Source organism: Marinobacter aromaticivorans (assembly GCF_002806975.1).
Classification (GTDB): Bacteria; Pseudomonadota; Gammaproteobacteria; order Pseudomonadales; family Oleiphilaceae; genus Marinobacter; species Marinobacter aromaticivorans.
On the sequence record NZ_NIHD01000007.1, the window covers coordinates 151,476 to 171,610 of the forward strand.

Consider the following 20,135-nt stretch of genomic DNA (forward strand, 5'->3'; position numbering starts at 1 on the left):
CGGTGCAACGCTATGCTGAGAGCCTTTACCCAGGAGGCTGCCCATGGCACTCAGGCTCTACCAGTTCGCCATATCCCACTACTGCGAGAAAATCCGCTGGGCACTGGATTACAAAAAACTCAATTATGAAACCACGAACCTGCTGCCAGGGCAGCACGCAAAAACCGTGCAGAAGCTCACCAGGGGCGCGGGCACTTCTGTACCAGTGCTGGAGCATAATGGTGACGTTATTCAGGGCTCATCACACATACTGGACTACCTCGACAAAACCTTCCCCGACATACCACTCACACCGGTGGATGAAGCTGCGAAATCACTGGCACTGGCATGGGAGACACGCCTGGATGACGAGGCCGGGCCGGCCGTTCGTTGTTATTCCTATCATCATTTCCTGCAGCGCCCGAAAATTGTGGTGCCGATGCTGGCCGCGGGCACGCCTTTCTACAACCGCATCCTGCTCAGCCTGGCCTTCAGCCGGGTAAACGAAATAATGCGAAAGTGGATGAAAATAAACGAAAATACTGCCGAAAAGTCCCGGCAAACCATGGAAACCCTGCTCACAGAACTGGCAGAAACCTACAGCCGGCAGCCCTTTCTGGCGGGCGACACCTTCTCGCGCGCCGATCTGACAGCCGCAGCCCTTTTTGCTCCGCTGTTTCAGCCGCAGGCCTATCTGGTTCCCTGGCCAAAGCCTGCGCGAATCCCCAGGGAGATAAAAGCCTGGCTTGATCAGTGGCAGCCGCAACTGCAGGTACTAAAAAAAATTTACTCGGACTATCGGTAGCGTTTTACACAGGTGAATATAAGGAGACCTGCTCATGCCCCTGCCCCGAACAGACTATAGCCAACGGCTGTCGCTATGCCTCGGACTCATCCTGTTTCTGACGTTCGGCAGTCATGCCCGGGCCGCTGATGTTCGCATTGCTGTGGCCGCCAACTTCACCGACACTACCCGCAACCTGATTGCAGCATTCGGTGAAGAAACCAGCCTGCAAGCAGAGGCGAGCTACGGCTCCACCGGCAAATTGTATGCACAGATTGATAACGGTGCGCCGTTTGATGTATTTCTGGCCGCTGACCGTCGCCGCCCGGAACTGCTTGAAGAGAACGGCCAGGGGGTGCCTGGCACCCGGTTCACCTATGCCCGGGGCAAACTGGTGCTGTGGAGCCCGGTACCCGACACCTTTGACGACCCGAAAGACTGGCTGGAATCCGGAGCTTTTGCCCGACTGGCGATAGCAAACCCCAAAACCGCACCTTACGGCCTTGCCGCCCGGGAAGTGCTGACCGAAATGGGCCTTTGGGACTCATTGCAAAGCCGCCTTGTACGCGGTGATTCCATTGCCCAGACGTTTCAGTTTGTCGCCACCACCAACGCCCAGTCAGGTTTTGTCGCCCTCTCACAGGTTCGCGCCTGGGATCATAAAGACGGCTCACTCTGGCTGATCCCGCAAAGTTACTACTCCCCAATCAATCAACAGGCTATTCTTTTAACCCGCAGTGAGAAAAATGACGCCGCTCGCCAGTGGCTTGATTTCCTGCGCAGCGACAAAGCCAGGCGTATCATTGAAGCCGCCGGCTACGAAACCGAACTCTGAGCAGTTACCCGGCCAACACCATGGATATATATTGGGAGCCCGTCTGGCTCACCCTGAAGCTTGCAGGCCTGACTACCGCCCTGCTTTTGTTAGTGGGAACACCCATCGCCTGGTGGCTGGCCCGCAGCAACCATTGGCTCAGACAGCCCATTTCGGCCATTGTTGCGCTGCCTCTGGTGCTGCCGCCCACGGTTCTGGGTTTTTACCTGCTGGTATTGATGGGGCCCAAAGGCGTGGTTGGGCAGATCACCGAACAGCTGGGGCTTGGTCTGCTTCCTTTCACTTTTGAAGGGCTGGTGATTGCATCGGTTATCTATTCGCTGCCGTTTACCGTTCAGCCGCTGCAGAACGCCTTTGGCTCAATCAACCGGCAACTATTGGAGGTGGCCTCCACGCTCCGGGCCTCACCCCGGGACCGATTCTTTTCCGTTGTCGTGCCTTTGGCCCGGCCCGGCTTTCTCACCGCCAGCGTACTCACCTTCGCCCATACCATCGGTGAATTCGGCGTTGTGTTGATGATTGGCGGCAACATTCCCGGTGAAACCAAGGTGCTCTCCGTCGCTATCTACGACCACGTGGAATCCCTGGAATACACACAGGCCCACTGGCTCTCTGCCGGCATGGTGGTGTTCTCCTTCGTGGTACTGGTAACGCTCTACTCCCTCAACGGCCGGATGCAGTCCGGGCTGGTGAAGTAATGGCGGCAGCAGGAATACAGGCACGCTTCGCCTGCAGTGTCGGTAACTTTGCACTTGACGTGGATCTGGATCTCCCGGGTAGCGGGCTCACCGCCCTGTTCGGGCACTCGGGTTGCGGAAAAACCACCTTGTTGCGCTGCATGGCGGGTCTTCAGAGCGCAGATGGCATCATGCGCGTTAACGGTGACCAATGGCAGAGTGGAACTGACAGCCGTCCTGTTCACCAAAGGCCTCTTGCTTATGTGTTTCAGGAAACCAGCCTGTTCCCCCACCTCTCGGTGAAGCGCAACCTGATGTACGGGTACAGGCGAATTCCCGAAAGTGAACGCCGGATATCGTTTGACCAGGCTGTTCAATGGCTGGGCCTCTCGCGCCTGCTTGGCCGGATGCCTGAAAAGTTATCAGGGGGGGAGCGCCAGCGTGTGGCGATCGCCCGGGCACTGCTCACCAGCCCAAAGCTTCTGCTGATGGATGAGCCTCTGTCTGCCCTCGATCAGGCCAGCAAAAGGGAGATCATGCCCTATCTGGAGGCCTTGCGGGACAACCTCGCTATCCCCATGCTCTATGTCTCCCACTCCACCGCAGAGGTTGCGCGATTGGCGGATCACATTGTGATGATGGATGGAGGCCGGGTAGTTGCCGAGGGCCCGCTGCAAACAATCATGGCACGCACAGATCAGCCCTTTGGGCTTGAGGAAGATTCGGGGGTAATTCTGGATGCCACAGTGTCAGAACACGACGAGCATTGGCATCTGTGCCGGGCCGATTTTGCAGGAGGCCACCTCTGGCTGCGTGCCGATGGACACCTGGCAATCGGGCAAAGGATTCGCTTGCAGGTGCTGGCAAGGGATATCAGCCTGGCCAGAAGCCGACAGACTGATCAGAGCATTCAAAACCTGCTGCCCGCCATGGTTGATGAAGTCGCCTCGGACGTACGCCCGGGAACATCCATGGTCAGACTGCTGGCAGGGCAAACTCCGTTTCTCTCGCGCCTGACCACACGAGCGGTACATACTCTTGCGATTGAACCCGGCCAGAAAGTCTGGATGCAGATCAAATCTGTAGCCATAGTTGATTGATCTGCCGGACCGGTTTCTGGCCCATTTGGCCACAGCCGTTCCAGCCCCCGGCAAGTAAGCTCCCAAGCGTAAACCGTTCAATTGCAGATGACGGGAACCGCAATGACCTCCAGAACACACCGCGTTGCCAGCGGCAAACTATCACTCCACGCCGTAACCCAGGGAAATCCGGAAGCTACGCCGCTGATGATGGTTCACGGGTACCCGGACAATCACCATATCTGGGACAAAGTGGCGGATGCGCTGGCAGACGATTTCTTTGTGGTTCGATACGATGTCCGTGGCGCCGGCCTTTCCGACAAACCCGAACGCACACGGGATTACCGGCTATCCTTGCTGGCCGGGGATCTCAGGGCCGTTGTTGAGCAACTATTGCCGGGCCGCCGGTTTCACCTGCTCGCCCACGACTGGGGCTCGATACAGAGTTGGGAATCTGTGGGCTCCGGCCCGCTGCAGGAGCGGATTCTTTCCTATACGACCCTTTCCGGCCCCTGCCTTGACCATGTCGCAGCCTGGCTCAGAGCCGAAGCCCTGGATCTTACCGGCGGAGGTTCTGGCAGAGTTGCCAGGCAGTTGCTGCGATCCTGGTATGTTTTCCTCTTTCAGCTCCCTGTTGTACCGGAAACCCTCTGGCGCATGGGGCTGGACAGGAAGTGGCCGGCTCTGTTGCAGCGGGAAGGCGTTACGGATGCCTGTTTCAGCACGCTGCAAAAGGCCGATGGACGCTTTGGAGTAAAGCTTTACCGGGCCAACTTCCTGCCGCGGCTGCTGAAACCGCGACCAAGATTCGCCACCTGCCCGGTGCAACTGATCATTCTGGACAGGGACAAATATGTTGGCGAGGACCTTTTCCGCCAGCAAAACCATTGGGCTGCCAGACTTACCTGCAGGCGGCTGGATGCAACACACTGGGCACCTCTCACTGAACCGGAGGCAATTGCCAGTGCAGTGCGCAGTTTTATCCGGCCTTAACGGGTCCCGTAAACCACCATGGTTTTGCCTTTGACCATTACCAGCCCCTGCTCTTCCAGGGTCTTGAGTACCCGGCCAACCATTTCGCGGGAGCAGCCTACAATACGGCCAATTTCCTGGCGGGTGATCTTGATCTGCATGCCATCCGGGTGTGTCATGGCATCCGGCTCCTTGCACAGATCCAGCAAAGTGCGGGCAACGCGACCGGTTACGTCCAGAAACGCCAGGTCGCCAACCTTGCGCGTGGTCTGGCGCAGACGTGACGCCATCTGTTCACCAATAAAATAGAGAACCCGCGGATCCTGCTGGGCAATTTCACGGAATTTGGTGTAGCTGATTTCAGCCACTTCACACTCGGTTTTGGCTTTTACCCAGGCGCTGCGGGAATCCATGTTATCGAACAACCCCATCTCGCCAAAAAAGTCCCCGGCGTTGAGGTAGGCCATGATCATCTCGCGGCCGTCGTCGTCTTCGATGATAACCGTTACGGAACCCTTGACTATGTAAAACAGGGAATCGCTTTTGTCGCCGGCGTAAATAATGGTGCTCTTGGCCGGATAACGGCGGCGATGACATTGCGAAAGAAAATAATCGAGATGCTTGGTTTTCTGCTCAACCGGCTTGACGATAGTGGCCATGGTGCGAGTCGTGCCTCCTCAAATACTGGCGGGTTCCGATGTTTGTTGTTCACCCGACTTTCCCTGCGGGTTCATTTATTTTTCGTACAGATCAGAGCAACTTATAACAAGAAGGCCTGCTCCGGGCAACCGGAAAGAGTATACAGGATGTATCTGGAAACGGTGTCACCAGTCGCCAGCCCCTGCCCGCAAACCCGGGTTGTGCTAGCATCCTGTCCCAGTCGTTTATCCCGGGCCGGCGCACGCCTGCCCTTGTCTAACAGGAGATTACCCGTCATGAAAGCAACCATCGACTGGACAGGCAACACCAGCTTCCGGGCCACCAGTGGCTCCGGACACTCCGTGCAACTGGACGGGCCACCCGATCACGGCGGCGAAAATCTGGGGCCCCGCCCCATGGAAATGCTGCTGATGGGCCTTGGAGGCTGTTCGTCATTTGATGTCATGAGCATTCTGAAAAAAAGCCGGCAGGATGTCACTGCCTGCCATACCGAACTGGAAGCCGAGCGGGCAGACGCCGTGCCTGCAGTCTTCACCAGGATCCATCTTCATTTCGTGGTGACCGGTCGAAACCTCAGGGAAAACCAGGTAAAACGGGCTGTGAGCCTGTCCGCAGAGAAGTATTGTTCTGCCTCTATCATGCTTGAAAAAGCAGGCGTGGAAATCACTCACAGCTACGAAATACGTACCACTGAATAGACCCTGCTCGCGGCACTATTCAATACCTGGCGGGGCGTGCATAATACCGCCCTTTCTCCGCCGGTCTGCGCAAAAGGTGTACTACCTGGTCAGTAGTCGGTGGCGGCCTGTGCAGAGCATGCAATTGCCGCTCTGTCGTCATTCATCTCCATAATCCGGAGGGGCTGAGTATGGAACCCAAACTCCAGTTACACGGTTTCAACAACCTGACCAAATCCCTGAGCTTCAATATCTACGACATCTGTTACGCGCAGACCGAAGAACAACGCGCAGGCTACATTGATTACATTGACGAGATGTACAATGCGGAACGTCTCACCCAGATCCTGACCGACGTGGTCAAGATCATCGGCGCCAATATTCTCAACATCGCCCGCCAGGATTACGAACCCCACGGTGCCTCGGTCACCATGCTTATTGCCGAGCACGAACTGTCCAGCGGAGAAGAACCTGACAATGAAGAATCGCCCGGCCCGCTGCCCGACACCATCGTGGCGCATCTGGACAAAAGCCATGTAACCGTCCACACCTACCCGGAAAGCCACCCCCACGAGGGGATCAGCACCTTCCGGGCAGACATCGACGTGTCTACCTGCGGCCTGATCTCACCTTTGAAAGTGCTGAACTATCTGATCCACAGTTTCGATTCCGATGTGGTAACCGTTGACTACCGTGTGCGCGGGTTTACCCGTGATGTGGACGGCACCAAGCATTACATTGATCACGACATCAACTCGATCCAGAACTATCTGACGGAAGATACCCAGAAAGCCTACCAGATGATCGATGTAAACGTTTATCAGGAAAACCTCTTCCACACCAAGATGATGCTGAAAGAGTTCCATCTGGATAACCACGTGTTCGGCGAAAATGCCGATGAACTGGACCCGGAGGTAGCCAGGTCTATCGAGGACAGGCTTCGCCGCGAAAAGCTGGAGATTTTCTACTCCCGCAACATGGAAGAGTAGCGCCCGCCGGCAAAGTCAGGCAAACGCTTTCTGGGCAATCAGGCGCTGCACCATGGGCCTCACAATCAGGTCCATGGCCAGCGCCATTTTTGTACCCGGGATAACCAATGTGTCATGGCGTGACAGGATGCTGTTCTGTATTGCCTGCAACAGGTAGGAAAAATCCACCTCGGAAGCATCCCGGAATCGGATCACCAGCATGCTCTCATCCTCCGTGGGCACATCCCGGACCACAAAAGGGTTGGAGGTGTCTACCAGGGGAATACGCTGGAAGTTGATATGGGTGTGGGAAAACTGAGGCACTATGTCGTGGACATAGTCATCCATACGGTTGATGATCGTTGTAACGACGGCTTCCTGGCTGTAACCACGCTGATGGGTATCCCGGTGTATTTTCTGTATCCACTCCAGGTTTACGATGGGCACCACCCCGATAAGCAGGTCCACATACTGGGCAATGTTAAATGCCTCACTCACCACCGCCCCGTGCAGCCCCTCGTAGAATAACAGATCGGTGTCCGGCGCAAGGGAGCCCCAGGGCGTAAACGTGCCCGCTTTGTGGCCTTCGGCCTGCAGTTCGCGATCCTCATCATGAACATACTGGCGGTAACGGCCATTGCCTGTCTGGCCGTAATCGTAAAACAGCGCTTCCAGCTTATCGATGTGGTTGGCTGCGAGAGCAAAATGGTTACGCTCACCAAACTGGCCTTTGGCGGCCAGCCGTGCCATTTGCTCCCGGTTATAGCGGTGAAAGCTGTCACCACTGACCATGGCCGCTTTCAACCCTTCACTGGCAAACATGCGCCGGAAAATCTGGCCGGTGGTGCTGGTACCAGCGCCAGACGAGCCTGTGACTGCGATAACAGGATGCCGCTTTGACATGGTCAGGTAAGACTGTCCAGGGAACAGGGTTTCTCGATCACAAAGCCCTGGGCATAATCCACACCCAGTTGCCGCAGCGTTTCGAGAACATCGCGGGATTCAACCTGCCCGGCAATCACTTCGCGATCCATATAATGCGCCATATCCACCATGGACTTCACCATGGCACGATCGGTTTCACTGGTGTTGAGCTGGCCGGTGAACGCACTGTCTATCTTGATCAGATCAACCGGAAGCGAGCGCATGAATTCGAATGAACTGGGGCCGCTGCCAAAGTTACCGAGGCAGAACCGGCAGCCCAGCTCTTTCATCTCGATGATAAAATCCGCGACCGCCTCTACGTCGTTAATGGCTGATGCTTCAGTAACCTCAAACCAGAGACGCTCAATGGGCGCGTCCTTTTCGCTCAGTTTTTCGTAAATGTATTCCAGCAAGGACTGGTCATTCAGTGAATAGCCCGAGAGGTTGATGCACACTCCTCCGAAATGCCGGGGGTCCGGCGCCTGCACCCTCAGCCAGTCAAGCATGTGCCCCACCACCCAGCGATCGACCGCCTGCATGCGTTCATACCGCTCTGCCATACGCACGAAGTCCCGGCCAGTGATAAGTACGCCAGCATCGTCGTACATGCTGATCAGCACTTCATACTGGGCCGCCATCCTGGTGCGACTGTGCAGAGGAATGATCTTCTGGCAGCGCAACAGCATACGCTCTTCGTCCAGATCGCCCAGGCTGGCAACCTTGGCTGCTATCTGCTCCTGGCGGGACTGGTCATCCGCATCCAGCGTGTATTCCGCTATCTTACCGTGACCTTTTTGCCTGGCGGCTGCCAGAGCCTGTTCCGAGGCCCTCAGCCAGCGCTCCGCGCTCACCAGCCCTGGCAGCTCAGGTACAACACCGACACTGGCCGACAACCGGTAACTGCGACCATGGTAAATGAACTCGGTTTCCTCCACCGCAGCAATCAGCTTGCGGGCTGAATCCTCTGCATCCTCAGACGGCACCAGCATGCCGAACTCATTACCTGCGAGCCTGGCCAGCGGCATTCCGTCCCCGACATGATCCCGCAACAGGTCGGCAATGCGCTTGAGGGTGTCATCGCCGGCCTGATAGCCGGCGGTATCGTTCAGCAGGCGGAACTTGCGCAAATCCAGCCGCAGCAGGGAACGCTCGTCTTCGCGCCGGGCCAGTTGCTGGTCAAGCATGCGCTCAAATTCCCGGCGCGCCAGAAGCCCGGTCAGTTCGTCGTGGGTAGAGGCCCAGGACAACTGGTCATACACCTTGCGCACCATGCGATCGATACTTTCATCCACCAGGGGTCGTTCGTACTGGCTATCCGGCACAATAATGCCCTTGCGCATCTGGCGTGCCAGAGCCTCAAGCTCCAGCTCCACAACCCGCATGCCCTGATGATTCACGAAAACGAACCGGCTGAAACCGCGAGCCACCCAGACCAGCCGGATATACTGGGGCTCATCGGGTTTTTCCTGATCCCGCAGCCAGTCACCGGTCCGTAACTTCTGGGCGCGGTTTATCCAACGCTGCAAACTGCGCCGCTCGCGCTCTGAGAGGGACTGTTTGAGATCACTGGCAGGCTGGACCCTGGGCACTTCCACCATTTCCGGAGCGCTTTCCGGGCTGCGCACCAGGAACTGCTTCAGTTCGTCACGAATCTGCGAGGATGGCAGATGGTTACTGGAAATGGACGCCAGCCCATCCTGGATAACCCGGAGCAATTCCGGCAGATTCACCGTGCTGTCGCGATCATCAGCAAACGCCAGCAGTGAATCAACAACAGACAGGTAGTCCTGCCAGATCTGGCTGTCCGGCCCCTGGCGGATCCAGGTCAGTGACAGCAGGTCGCGCCAGCCACCATCCAGCAGGCTGAGAACGGCTTTGGGAATTTTGCGCCCGGCCAGCCTGCGGTTTAACACCTCGGCCACGGCGGCCTTGGACTCGGTAACTTTCTGGGCACCTTCCGCCGCTGCGGTTACCCGCTCGACGTTGCGACGATAAACCAGGTTCTGGCGGTCAATCAGGCCATCCAGTTCCTGGACCGTCTGTTCAAATACCCCGGTATCCTGTTCGAACTCGGCAGTAATGCGCTGTATAAGCTCATCAACCCGACGCTGGACCACCGGGTTAAGGCGCCCCCCCTTGACCCCAAGCTGCGCCAACCGGTTCATCACACCCCGGACCGGGCTGTTCTTGTCATCAAAGAAGGCGGGGTCACGCATCACCACTTTCAGGACCGGCACCTCCAGCTGACGCATGCGCTCCTGGGCATACTCGCTGAGTTTCGGGCTTTCAATAACAGAGCGGAAAAAACGATCCACAACATCCAGCGTATCCTGCTGCTCGTCGTCCAGCTTTTTGCTACCCGTCTCCAGGATTTTCCCGACGACCCGTTCCCGCAGAGGCACAACATTCCCTGCAGACTCCACCGGCTCCGTTTGCAGCTGCTGAAGCTCGCGATGCAATTCGCCGGACGACAGGGGCTGAGCATTCGCCGGAAAAGGGGGCGGTTCAATGTCGCCCCGTGTTGCACGGCTGGCGGCAAGTGTTCCCAACAGGCTTCGCACCGTAGCAAAGGCTGTTTGTGCGGCCTGGGCATAACCGCGAAACTCCTTACCCAGGCGCGACGCCCCGGCTTTGTTGTCAGGGCCAGCCAGAGGCTCCGCCGCGGCTTCAGCCGTGCTGGTCTGTGGCGCAGGTCGCTCTGGCTCTGCTGCAGATTGGCCGGGCAGTTTTTCCTCTGCGGCAGATTTGCCCGCAGGGGTGCTGGTGGCCTGCTCACTCAGGTATTTGCTCAGGTCCAGTTCCGGCAATACACCATGGCGGATCAGAATATTGTTCAGCTCCGTATAAAGCGGGCCAAGATGGTGCAATACCGACTGTTCAAAAACCTTCAGGCAAATCTTCTCCACTTCCCGGGGGGCCTTGAGCTGACTCAGCCCGGCGTGGAAGGACTCGCACACAAGCGAGGGCCCAAGGGGGTTGTGATGCCCGGTGGCGTTGGCAATGCCCAGCTTGTCCAGGCGAAGCTTGAGCTGCAGCAGGTCTTTGCGATACTGGGTATCGGCCTTGGTCACCATCACCCGGATGGTCAGCCAGTCTTCGAACTCGCCTTTGTCCACCACAGACAGCTCGGAACCGGGGAAACCCTTGGGTGCAGGCTTGAGTGGCGATTCAAGGCTGCGCGCCATCTGGTGCCAGATCACCCGCTGCCGGGCCTGAACCTGGCCGGAAAAGTCCATCAGTTCATTTGCCTGCTGATCGTTCGTGGCTTTCTGGGCCGATTCCTTCAAAGCTGCAGCCATTTGCACAAAGCAGGCGTCCATGAGCGGCTCTATGTGCTGGATAATCGCGCGCGCAGACTGGTGGAGTACAAACTGGACGCGCTCACTGGGGGCTCGCAAGGAGGCCCGGTTCTGGCCACTGGAGCCGCCACATTGCCGCAACATGGAGGCAACGGCCTCCGGATTGGTACGGGTGAAATTAACGCCCATAGCGCCTTCGATGCGCCGCACTATACTGACGTGAAGATCGTGCCTGCGCTTCCCATCGGGGTCCCGGAAACGCACCACAAGCTCAGAGGGCGTGCCCGAGGCAAAAGCCCGGTCAAGCTTGCGGGAAGTCTCGCTGGAATAGCGAACAAAAAGCCCTTCTGCGCAGAAATCCGCGATCTGGCACGGCAAGGGGGTACCCGTGCCAAGATCCAGCTGGGCAGCAAGTTTGATCGGTTTACGGGGGCTGCTTCGACGTTCTCTCGAATCCATGAACTACCTGATATTGCACATAGCCGGAGGGGGCTGCGTATTTGCCCGCTAGCGACTGGCGTCCCTGAAAAGTGGCCGCTGCCACCTTCTTTTATGAATAAACTGATGGTACTTATAGCTGCTTTTATATGAGTGTACTATAGCGATCCATTAGGGGCACATAAACCATTCAGCGATTATAACGCAACCTATGAAGCAGCCTGGCCAGCTCTCAACACTTTTACTACTGGTTGCACTACTGAGTGGTTGCAACACCATTGGTTACTATACCCAGGCTATCCGCGGTCACCTGGCTCTGACCATGGCCGGCGAGCCGGTTGATCGCGTCATAGCCAGTGAAGACACACCTCCTGAACTCCGCTCCAAGCTTCTGGTGTCGCGCCAGGCCCGGCGTTTTGCCAATGACCGCCTGAAACTGGACCCCGGAGACACCTACACGGATTATGTCGCCCTGGGCCGGCCCTGGGTCGTGGTAAACCTGGTAGCGGTACCCGAGTTTTCCCTGCAGCCACACCAGTGGTGCTACCCGGTTCTGGGCTGCCAGGCCTACCGTGGCTATTTCCATCTTGCAGATGCCCGGGCCGAAGAGCAGCGCTTCCGGGCCAAAGGCTACGATACCTTTATTGGCGGTGTAACGGCGTACTCAACACTGGGCTGGTTCGACGACCCCCTGCATTCCGGTTTTACCAGCCTTGACGATGACCGGATGGTGGCTCTGATGTTTCATGAACTGGCCCATCGTGTGGTTTACATCAAGGGGGATACAACGCTCAACGAAAGCTTTGCCACCGCTGTGGAACTGGAGGGCCTGAAACTCTGGCTCGCCCACAAGGGCAATCCCACAGCCTTCAACCAGGCCCTCACGCGGCTTGAACTGCGCAACCAGACCCACGCGCTGGTCAAAGCCGCCAGCACACAACTGGAGCAGCTTTACCGGCAGCAGGGCGTGCTTTCCGTGGATGCCCTGCGCCAGCGCAAGCAATTGATTTTCTCCGAACTGGAAACCGCCTACGAACACCTGCTGGCCAAGAGGGGCGAGAACGAAGCGGGGCCATTCGGCGCCCCGCCCGTGGCCTTTAACAATGCCCGGATTGCCCTGTTTGCGCAATACAACCAGCATGTGCCTGCCTTTCGGCAGCTACTGAAGCAAACCGGTTACGACTTCCCCGCGTTTTACCACGCGGTGGAGAATCTCTCACAACAACCCGAAGAGCAGCGCCAGCAGGCACTGCGGGATCTGTCAGAGCGGTTTGAAGAAAACTTTTGAGTTGCGTTGTGTATTGTAAGCAGCGAGTTTTGGCCCGGGCAAAGCCTGAACGGTGCTGGGCAAGAACCCGCGCTCACGAAACCAGTGCTCGGTTTGCGTGGTGAGCACGAACAGCTTCTGAATGCCCTGGCTGCGAGCGTGTTTTTCCACCGTCAGCAAAATCTCGTCGCCACGGCCAGCACGGCGATAGGCGGAATCCACTGCAAAGCAGGAGAGTTCGCCCGCGCCCTCATCCGGGTAGTTGTGCAGAGCCGCACAGCCGACAATGGTGCCGTCACGCTCCGCAACAATAAAGTTTTCAATGTCGGTCTCCAGCATTTCCCGCGACCGTCGTACCAGGATGCCCTGTTCTTCCAGTGGTTCAATCAACCCCAGAATACCGCCGATATCCTCGGCCCGGGCCTGCCGGATCTGTTCATAATGATCACCGCTGACCAGCGTACCCGTCCCATCCCGGGTGAACAGCTCTTCCAGCAGGGCGCCATCGTTCACGTAACTGATAAAGTGCGCCCGCCGGACACCCTTAACGCAGGCGTCACAGGCGGCCCGCAGAAGGTCTGCATCGTGCCCCGTGACCGTTCCATCCGCCAGCCGCTCGGGCGCCTGCCGGGCTGAAAGCTCACGAATCAGGGAGCCGTCCTGCTCAAGCAAGCCCACGTCATCAATAAATACGATGAGTTTTTCTGCCTGCAGGGCCGCCGCGACCTGACTGCCCACATCTTCGTAGGACAGATTGAAGGCATCCCCGGTGGGCGAATAACCCATAGGGGGAAGTAAAACGATATGGCCTTGTTCCAGCAGCTTCTCAATGCCCGCCACATCAACACGCCGCACCTTGCCGGTGTAACCGAAATCAAGGCCATCCAGCACACCGACCGGTTTCGCGGTTACATAGTTGCCACTGCTGACCCGGATACGGGCATTGTGCATGGGAGAATTCACCAACCCCATGGACAACTGGCTTTCAAGGTAAGCCCGCAAGCCTCCGGTTGCTTCCATTACCAGCGGCAAATGGTCTTCCGGGGTGATACGCAGGTTACGGGAAAACGACGATTCCAGACCGGCCTCATCCAGGCGACGCTGAATCTGCGGGCGCGCCCCGAAGGCAACAACCAATCGCACACCGAGACTGCTCAACAACGCGATGTCATGAACGATGTTGATAAAATTTTCATGTACAATCGCATCGCCCGGGAGGGTAAGTACGACCGTGCGACCACGATGGGTATTTATATAAGGCGATGAATGGCGAAAAGAATGCAGCCAGCCGTTGGATTTCAAGTAGTGTTCTCCCGTTCATACATTGTTGCGCGCGCCGGAGACTTTGGTGCAAGAGCGCTGCCGGTGGCTCCCTCCAAAACACGCCCGTAAAGACGTCCCTGTAGGGCTCAGTCGCGCCATCCCTCGTGCTCCACGGTTTTGGAGGGAGCCACCGGCAGCACTCAGATTCTTAGGTTAACGTGCCTGATAAATTAAAGGCAAAACTGCCGGATGAGCCCCTTCAGGATTTTCACCGTCGGTTCCAGCTGTGACATTTCTATGAACTCATCAGGCTGGTGAGCCTGATCTATCGAGCCCGGGCCAAGAACCAGGGTTTCCATACCAAGTTTCTGCAGCCACGGAGCCTCCGTGGCAAAGGCCACCGCATGGGCGGTATGGCCGGTAAGCTTTTCACAGGCCTTCACCAGCGCGGCATCTGCCGGAGTTTCAAACGGCGGCACACCATCAAACAGAGGCTCGAATTCCATCGCCAGCTCACGTCGCTCAGCCAAAGGCTGAAGCCGGTGCAAGATATCCTGGCGCAGGTTTTCCATGCTCATCCCGGGCAGTGGTCGCAAATCAAAGTGCAACTCGCAACGGGCGCATATGCGGTTCGGGTTATCGCCACCGTGGATGCAGCCAAGGTTAAGCGTTGGCACCTGAACGTCAAAGTTCGTGTTGCGATACTGTTGCTGCCAGTCTGCCCGCAGGGCCAGCAGTTCGCCAAGGGCTTCATGCATGCCTTCCAGAGCATTGCGGCCCAGCGCCGGGTCTGACGAGTGGCCAGACTGCCCTTCAAAGGTGAGCCGCTCCATCATGATGCCTTTGTGCATACGCACCGGCCTGAGGCTGGTGGGTTCACCGATAACCGCATAACGTGCTTTCGGTTTACCGGCTTCGGCGAGCGCACGGGCGCCGTTCATGGAAGTTTCCTCGTCCGCCGTGGCGAGGATAATCAAAGGCTGTTTCAGTTCGGCGGAGGCAAACTCTCTGGCCGCTTCGATCGCCAGGGGAAAGAAGCCTTTCATATCGCAGGTGCCCAGGCCGTACCAGCGGTTATCACGCTCTGTCAGGGTAAAGGGGTCACTTTTCCAGCGTTTGTCGTCAAACGGCACGGTATCTGTATGGCCGGCAAGCACCAGGCCACCGGAGCCACTGCCCAGTGTGCCAATCAGGTTGTATTTTCCGGGCGCATCCGGCAGTGGCAGTAACTCAACCGAAAAACCCAGTGCCTCCAGCCACTCACCCAGTGTTCGCACCACAGGTTCATTGCTGTGGTCCCACTCTGCCGAGGCGCTGCTGATAGATGGCAGCGAGATCAGTGTCGCCAACATCTCTTGCACACCAGGAACCGTGTCGGCTCTGTTGATCATTGCATCTCCTCGCTCCGGCTCGGGCCTTATTGTGCCTGGCCGAGCTTCCATACCTCAAACGCTGTGATTGCGCGGGTAACTATGGGGTAGGCCACCTCGCCACCAGCCACTTTGCGGGCAATTTCCAGTTCCTGTTCAGTAACACTGGCAAGGCGCCCCTGCACCAGATTACCGTTTGTGAGCGTCACACGTACAGTGCGACCAACCCAGGCAGATGCTGTTTCGAGATTCTCGGCATACCAGCGGTTTACGACCGGATTATCCCGCGGCGTTGCGGGCTCCTGTGTTTCTTCGGGCAGTTCCGGTGCAGCTGGCCTGGTTTTGCGCAGGAACACATCCGGCACCCTGGCACCGTTATAGGTTACAGTCCAGGCCCGGCTTGCCTCCGCGGGCTCACTCCCGGGATTCTCTCCGGGGCGCACGGGAATGCCGAGCGCCTCGGAAGCAGGTAAAACAGATGCCGTTATTTCTCCACCCTCAAGCAACCACTGGCGGTAGAGTGCCAGCAACTGATCGCTGGCACTCCAGCCTCGCGCCCTGAGCCCGTTTTCGAATGTTTCCAGTGCGCGCCCTGCCCATTGCGATGCGTCCATACCTGTCTCCCGGGAACAGTAAGCGGCCACACGGCGCATAAGGCCACCATCCCTGAGGGTAAGCTCCAGGGGCTGGTTCGAGCTGGACAATGTTGCCTCAGGGGATACCAGGCTGATTCTGGCGCCGGGCCAGTTCAACTCCAGGCTGCCTGTATTTGCCGAGTTCAGCTCCAGGTGAAGGCGCTCGAGTGTCTGCTGCACAATAAGTTCGCCGGTGAGCCGGGTAATACCCATGCGCAGCAAATCACCACTGCCCAGTTGCTGTCGCGGATCCGGTGCACAGGGTAAGGAAAACAGGGCAGCCTGCTCAGGCCCACTGGTGCCGTCGGCGGTTACCCAGTTACGGAACATGGTTGCCTCAAGCACCAGTGCCATCCCTTCCGCCTGCAGCGACCAGCTGGCGGGCAAATCAGAAGGGTCCGCCAGCGCCTTCAGCAAGGCAGCGGGGGAACCGGTCTGAAACTCTGCCCGGGCAATAACCAGTGGCTGGGTCAGCTCGAAATCCTGCCAGGAGGCTCCGGAGAGAGTCAGACTGCCCTCAATGCCGGAACCAATCTTGCCACGCTCCAGGACACCGGTTTCACTCAGCGCCTGGCGTGCTTCCGCCAGGCGCTGATCGGTCAGCCACCACACAGCGGATTTGAATGCGGCAAAACCGAGCAAGGCAGCCAGGATCAGCGTTGTGAGCAGGCGTTTCATCCGGAAAATCCTCAGGCAGTGCCGTCAGTTACGGGAAATGAGTGTACCGACACCCTCATCGGTAAAGATTTCCAGAAGACAGGCGTGCGCCACCCTGCCATCGATAATATGGGAGGTGCGGACACCATTCTCCACTGCGCTCAAGGCACAGCGGATCTTCGGCAGCATGCCGCCATAAATGGTGCCATCTTCAATCAGGTCATTAACCTGCTGTGCGGTCAGGCCGGTGAGTACCTTGCCTTCCTTGCTCTTGAGCCCTGACACGTTGGTCAGCAGCATGAGCTTTTCCGCCTTCATGGCCTCGGCCACCTTGCCGGCCACCAGATCGGCGTTAATATTGTAGGAGGCCCCATCCGGCCCAACGCCTATGGGCGCGATCACGGGGATGACATCACTGCGGGTCAGCATGTCGATTACATTCACGTTAACCCCGGCCACTTCACCCACGTGGCCGATATCAATGATCTCCGCACGCTCATGCTCCGGCGAGCGATCCACCACCTCCAGTTTACGGGCGCGGATCAGGTTGCCATCTTTCCCGGTCAGGCCTATAGCGGTACCGCCGTGGGCGTTGATCAGGGAAACAATTTCCTTGTTGACCTGGCCGCCCAGAACCATTTCCACCACATCCATGGTTTCTGCATCGGTAACACGCATGCCGTTCACAAAGCGGGACTGGATGTTCAGGCGCTGCAGCAATTCACCAATCTGCGGGCCACCACCATGAACGACAATCGGGTTAATACCCACCAGTTTCATCAGCACCACATCGCGGGCAAAACTGCTCTTCAACTCTTCATTTTCCATGGCGTTGCCGCCATATTTGATAACGACTGTTTTTCCGGTAAACCTCTGAATATACGGCAAGGCGCGGCTCAGAACGGTCGCCACCTGCATTGCTGTTTCACGATCCAGCGTCATTTGATTGCCTTAATAAATCAGTATTGAAAACGCGCAAGCCCCGGGGCCGGAAGCCGGCCTCAGAAATCCGCCACAAGATCCGGTGCTACTTTTTTCAGCTGGCTGCGGAAAACGTCTTTGATCCGCTCCAGCGCTTCTTCCGTTTCAGCCTCAAAGCGCAAAACCAGTACCGGCGTGGTATTGGAAGCTCTGCAAAGCCCCCAGCCATCGGCATAATCTACCCGGATCCCATCTATTTTGCTGATATTACCATCGCCAAAGTTACCCTCCTGGCCCAGCTTTTCGATTATGGTGAACTTGCTGCTTTCCGTCACTGCCACATTCAGCTCCGGGGTGCTTATATCCTCGGGAAAGTCTTCAAACACTTCGTCACTGTGGCGATCCTCAATACCGAGTATTTCCAGAAGCCTGGCAGCGGAATAGAGCCCGTCGTCAAAACCGTACCAGCGTTCGGCAAAGAAGATATGGCCGCTCATCTCACCGGCCAGCAGGGCGCCGGTTTCTTTCATTTTTGCTTTCATCAGGGAGTGCCCGGTTTTCCACATGATGGGGCGCCCACCCGCTTCAGAAATCACACCCGCAAGACGGCGGCTGCATTTGACATCGTAAAGCACATCCGTGCCCGGGTTCCGCGACACCACATCCCGGGCAAAGAGCATCATCAGCCGGTCCGGCCAGATAATCTTGCCGGTGTTGGTGACCAGGCCCAGGCGGTCGCCGTCACCGTCAAACGCCACGCCGAGGTCTGCACCTTCGGCTTTGACCGTTTCAATCAGGTCTGCAAGGTTCTCTGGTTTACCGGGATCCGGGTGATGATTCGGGAAGTCGCCGTCCACTTCACAATACAGCGGGATCACCTCGCACCCAAGCTCTTCTATCAGCATAGGGCCCAACTCACCTGCAATGCCGTTGCCGGCATCAACCACAACCTTGAGTGGCGCTGCCACCGCAATATCATCTGTAATGCGGTCAAGATAGGCCCTGCGCACATCTTCCGAGGACTGGGTGCCACGGCCCGCCGCAAGATCACCGGTCTGCACACGCCGGTAAAGTGCCTGTATCGCCTCACCGGAGAGTGTTTCACCCCCCAGCATGATCTTCAGGCCGTTGTAGTTAGCCGGGTTATGGCTGCCAGTCACCATAACGCCGGAACCGTTTTCAAGATGATGGGTGGCAAAATAGAGCACCGGCGTTGGTACAGCGCCAATATGAATGACGTTGCACCCTGCGGCCATCACACCACGTGCAAGGGCGTCCGCCAGTTCGGGGCTTGAGTGACGGCCGTCATAGCCAATGCATAACGAGGGCAGGCCGCGGCTGATGGCTTCGGAGCCGATGGCAACTCCGATTCTTTCAACAATGGCCGGAGACAGGGTCTCGCCGACAATGCCCCGGATGTCATAGGCCCGGAAAATATCCGGTGATATTTCAACAGCCGGATCATCCGCCTCTTCAACATCCGGCATTTTCCCACCGGTGAAAAACGAGCTGTCACCGTTGCCGCTGCCAAAACCCAGAACATCTTCATCACCGTCCAGCATATCGATGTCCGGCAGTTCCTTGTCCTGGAACAATGGCTCGGCATCTTCTGCCGCTGGCGCGGTGGCACTTTTCGCGGGTTTTGGCTTGGCGCTTTCCGCCACCTTTGCCAGACGCTTGTCCACCACCTGGGACAACCTGTAAAGCACCTCACCCGCAGAGGCGACCATGTCCCACTGAAACGTAGGCAGCTTCTGTCGCTCGCCACTGAAAACCTTGTGAGCCCATTGAATAAGATTGGTTACATCGTGACGCAGCCCTTTCTGGGCACGGACCAGAATGACCCAGACCAGGATGGCGGCTACCAGCGCCGGAACGCCTACCAGTAATGCAACCAGCAGAATGTTGACTGGCGGCTCCGGCAGGGAACCTGGTTTGTAACTGACGGACCAGTCCGGATTGGCAAGTGACCGGGTTTCTGCCGCGCCGGGATTCGAGCTGCTCCCTTTGCTGACAAAGGTCCGGGAGGACCCGGCAACGGTTTGTACAAGCGCCAGTTCTCCGCCAAGCCGGGGGTTAACTACGGACAGCAGCGGTTGCAGCTGGGCGGCGTCAAACACCACGAGCAAGCTGCCAACAACCGCTTTGCTTGCCGGGTTGCGCACCGGTGCGGCTATCTGGATATACCAGTGGTTATCCCGGGGAAATGCATCCGGATGCAGAGGCTGGCTGTTTTCCGCACGGCGTGCCAGTTCAAGGCCCGCAAAACCCAGCAGGCCGTTTTCGTTGCCGGTTCTCGGAATCTGCCGATAGGGGAAGAGGAATGCTGCCTGAGCGCCAGGCAGGGCTGTCGCCAGCTTCTGCTCAACAGCTGCCGGATCGACACGTTCCATCAGGGTGTCCACGACATGAGGCTGGGTAGCCAGGCCGTTCACGCTCTGCTGCATCAACGCAAGGTAGCCATTGATACGCTGGGCCGCTGCGTCGGCTTCAACAGCTTTCCAGACGCTGAGCTGCTTGTCTGCGACCGGCTGCAATACAAGGAAATGCACCAGAACCACTGCCGCCACCCCGGCCAGTACAACCAGAAGGGCCTGCCTGATGGCTGTCGAACCAAGGTGTTTCAGTCTTGAACCAGCGGAAGCCCGGGGTTTCGGTTTTTTTTCAGCCTTGGCCGCCGGCTGGTCATCAACAGGCGCCTCGGAAGCTTTCTTCTTACCCAGTTTCATA

16 protein-coding genes are annotated in these 20,135 nt (G+C 57.6%); 8 read left to right on the top strand and 8 right to left on the bottom strand.

Features of this window, described 5'->3' with window-relative positions; translation table 11 throughout:
- Positions 1–43 precede the first annotated feature (43 nt).
- The 5 genes from CDH48_RS11950 to CDH48_RS11970 all read left to right on the top strand — a co-directional run bounded on the left by CDH48_RS11950 (position 44) and on the right by CDH48_RS11970 (position 4,347).
- Entirely contained in the window at positions 44–784 is a 741-nt protein-coding gene (locus CDH48_RS11950) for a glutathione S-transferase family protein (protein ID WP_100688971.1), read from the top strand.
- Positions 785–818: 34 nt separating this feature from the next.
- Complete coding sequence (gene modA, locus CDH48_RS11955; protein ID WP_100688972.1) at positions 819–1,598, top strand: molybdate ABC transporter substrate-binding protein; 780 nt, start codon at positions 819–821, stop codon at positions 1,596–1,598.
- A gap of 20 nt (positions 1,599–1,618) precedes the next feature.
- Entirely contained in the window at positions 1,619–2,296 is a 678-nt protein-coding gene (gene modB, locus CDH48_RS11960) for a molybdate ABC transporter permease subunit (RefSeq protein WP_100688973.1), read from the top strand.
- Positions 2,296–3,375 carry a molybdenum ABC transporter ATP-binding protein gene (gene modC / locus CDH48_RS11965; protein WP_100688974.1) on the top strand — a complete coding sequence of 360 codons (1,080 nt, stop codon included), beginning with the start codon at positions 2,296–2,298 and terminating at the stop codon, positions 3,373–3,375. Before modB ends, modC begins: the two co-directional genes overlap by 1 nt.
- Before the next feature lie 102 nt (positions 3,376–3,477).
- Positions 3,478–4,347, top strand: a complete 870-nt coding sequence (locus tag CDH48_RS11970) for an alpha/beta fold hydrolase (RefSeq protein ID WP_100688975.1) — start codon at positions 3,478–3,480, stop codon at positions 4,345–4,347.
- Here the strand turns inward: CDH48_RS11970 and crp are convergent.
- Positions 4,344–4,985, bottom strand: coding sequence for a cAMP-activated global transcriptional regulator CRP (crp, locus tag CDH48_RS11975; RefSeq protein ID WP_100688976.1), 642 nt, complete (start codon positions 4,983–4,985; stop codon positions 4,344–4,346). The two genes, CDH48_RS11970 and crp, sit on opposite strands and share 4 nt — an antisense overlap.
- A gap of 276 nt (positions 4,986–5,261) precedes the next feature.
- On the opposite strand from crp, the gene CDH48_RS11980 reads away from it, so the two are divergent.
- The gene (locus tag CDH48_RS11980; protein WP_100688977.1) at positions 5,262–5,684 is read left to right on the top strand and encodes an OsmC family protein; all 423 of its coding nucleotides are present in this window, start codon (positions 5,262–5,264) and stop codon (positions 5,682–5,684) included.
- Positions 5,685–5,854: 170 nt separating this feature from the next.
- Positions 5,855–6,652, top strand: a complete 798-nt coding sequence (gene speD, locus CDH48_RS11985) for an adenosylmethionine decarboxylase (protein WP_100688978.1) — start codon at positions 5,855–5,857, stop codon at positions 6,650–6,652.
- Between the two features lie 15 nt (positions 6,653–6,667).
- Here speD and CDH48_RS11990 read toward each other — a convergent pair whose 3' ends face one another.
- Both CDH48_RS11990 and CDH48_RS11995 read right to left on the bottom strand, forming a co-directional pair.
- Complete coding sequence (locus CDH48_RS11990; RefSeq protein ID WP_100688979.1) at positions 6,668–7,534, bottom strand: phosphoribulokinase; 867 nt, start codon at positions 7,532–7,534, stop codon at positions 6,668–6,670.
- 2 nt (positions 7,535–7,536) lie between these two features.
- Positions 7,537–11,313 carry a DUF1631 family protein gene (locus tag CDH48_RS11995; protein ID WP_100688980.1) on the bottom strand — a complete coding sequence of 1,259 codons (3,777 nt, stop codon included), beginning with the start codon at positions 11,311–11,313 and terminating at the stop codon, positions 7,537–7,539.
- Between the two features lie 190 nt (positions 11,314–11,503).
- Between CDH48_RS11995 and CDH48_RS12000 the strand changes: the two genes are divergently transcribed.
- Entirely contained in the window at positions 11,504–12,580 is a 1,077-nt protein-coding gene (locus CDH48_RS12000) for an aminopeptidase (RefSeq protein WP_100688981.1), read from the top strand.
- On the opposite strand, the gene argA is transcribed toward CDH48_RS12000, so the two are convergent.
- The 5 genes from argA to CDH48_RS19670 all read right to left on the bottom strand — a co-directional run bounded on the left by argA (position 12,554) and on the right by CDH48_RS19670 (position 20,134).
- On the bottom strand, positions 12,554–13,861 hold the full coding sequence (argA, locus tag CDH48_RS12005; protein ID WP_100688982.1) for an amino-acid N-acetyltransferase: 1,308 nt from the start codon (positions 13,859–13,861) through the stop codon (positions 12,554–12,556). The genes CDH48_RS12000 and argA overlap by 27 nt on opposite strands.
- 191 nt (positions 13,862–14,052) lie before the next feature.
- Positions 14,053–15,213: an acetylornithine deacetylase gene (gene argE, locus CDH48_RS12010; protein WP_188437582.1), complete on the bottom strand. Its 1,161-nt coding sequence runs from the start codon at positions 15,211–15,213 to the stop codon at positions 14,053–14,055.
- 26 nt (positions 15,214–15,239) lie between these two features.
- The gene (locus tag CDH48_RS12015; RefSeq protein ID WP_100688983.1) at positions 15,240–16,505 is read right to left on the bottom strand and encodes an acetylornithine deacetylase; all 1,266 of its coding nucleotides are present in this window, start codon (positions 16,503–16,505) and stop codon (positions 15,240–15,242) included.
- Positions 16,506–16,529: 24 nt separating this feature from the next.
- Complete coding sequence (gene argB, locus CDH48_RS12020) at positions 16,530–17,426, bottom strand: acetylglutamate kinase (protein WP_100688984.1); 897 nt, start codon at positions 17,424–17,426, stop codon at positions 16,530–16,532.
- 59 nt (positions 17,427–17,485) lie between these two features.
- Positions 17,486–20,134, bottom strand: a complete 2,649-nt coding sequence (locus tag CDH48_RS19670) for a phosphomannomutase/phosphoglucomutase (protein ID WP_100688985.1) — start codon at positions 20,132–20,134, stop codon at positions 17,486–17,488.
- Position 20,135: the final 1 nt, after the last annotated feature.

Bases quoted from the DNA above. Each gene is read 5' to 3' on its own strand.
- CDH48_RS11950 (WP_100688971.1), top strand. From the start codon at position 44: ATGGCACTCAGGCTCTACCAGTTCGCCATATCCCACTACTGCGAGAAA.
- modA (WP_100688972.1), top strand. From the start codon at position 819: ATGCCCCTGCCCCGAACAGACTATAGCCAACGGCTGTCGCTATGCCTC.
- modB (WP_100688973.1), top strand. From the start codon at position 1,619: ATGGATATATATTGGGAGCCCGTCTGGCTCACCCTGAAGCTTGCAGGC.
- modC (WP_100688974.1), top strand. From the start codon at position 2,296: ATGGCGGCAGCAGGAATACAGGCACGCTTCGCCTGCAGTGTCGGTAAC.
- CDH48_RS11970 (WP_100688975.1), top strand. From the start codon at position 3,478: ATGACCTCCAGAACACACCGCGTTGCCAGCGGCAAACTATCACTCCAC.
- crp (WP_100688976.1), bottom strand. From the start codon at position 4,985: ATGGCCACTATCGTCAAGCCGGTTGAGCAGAAAACCAAGCATCTCGAT.
- CDH48_RS11980 (WP_100688977.1), top strand. From the start codon at position 5,262: ATGAAAGCAACCATCGACTGGACAGGCAACACCAGCTTCCGGGCCACC.
- speD (WP_100688978.1), top strand. From the start codon at position 5,855: ATGGAACCCAAACTCCAGTTACACGGTTTCAACAACCTGACCAAATCC.
- CDH48_RS11990 (WP_100688979.1), bottom strand. From the start codon at position 7,534: ATGTCAAAGCGGCATCCTGTTATCGCAGTCACAGGCTCGTCTGGCGCT.
- CDH48_RS11995 (WP_100688980.1), bottom strand. From the start codon at position 11,313: ATGGATTCGAGAGAACGTCGAAGCAGCCCCCGTAAACCGATCAAACTT.
- CDH48_RS12000 (WP_100688981.1), top strand. From the start codon at position 11,504: ATGAAGCAGCCTGGCCAGCTCTCAACACTTTTACTACTGGTTGCACTA.
- argE (WP_188437582.1), bottom strand. From the start codon at position 15,213: ATGATCAACAGAGCCGACACGGTTCCTGGTGTGCAAGAGATGTTGGCG.
- CDH48_RS12015 (WP_100688983.1), bottom strand. From the start codon at position 16,505: ATGAAACGCCTGCTCACAACGCTGATCCTGGCTGCCTTGCTCGGTTTT.
- argB (WP_100688984.1), bottom strand. From the start codon at position 17,426: ATGACGCTGGATCGTGAAACAGCAATGCAGGTGGCGACCGTTCTGAGC.
- CDH48_RS19670 (WP_100688985.1), bottom strand. From the start codon at position 20,134: ATGAAACTGGGTAAGAAGAAAGCTTCCGAGGCGCCTGTTGATGACCAG.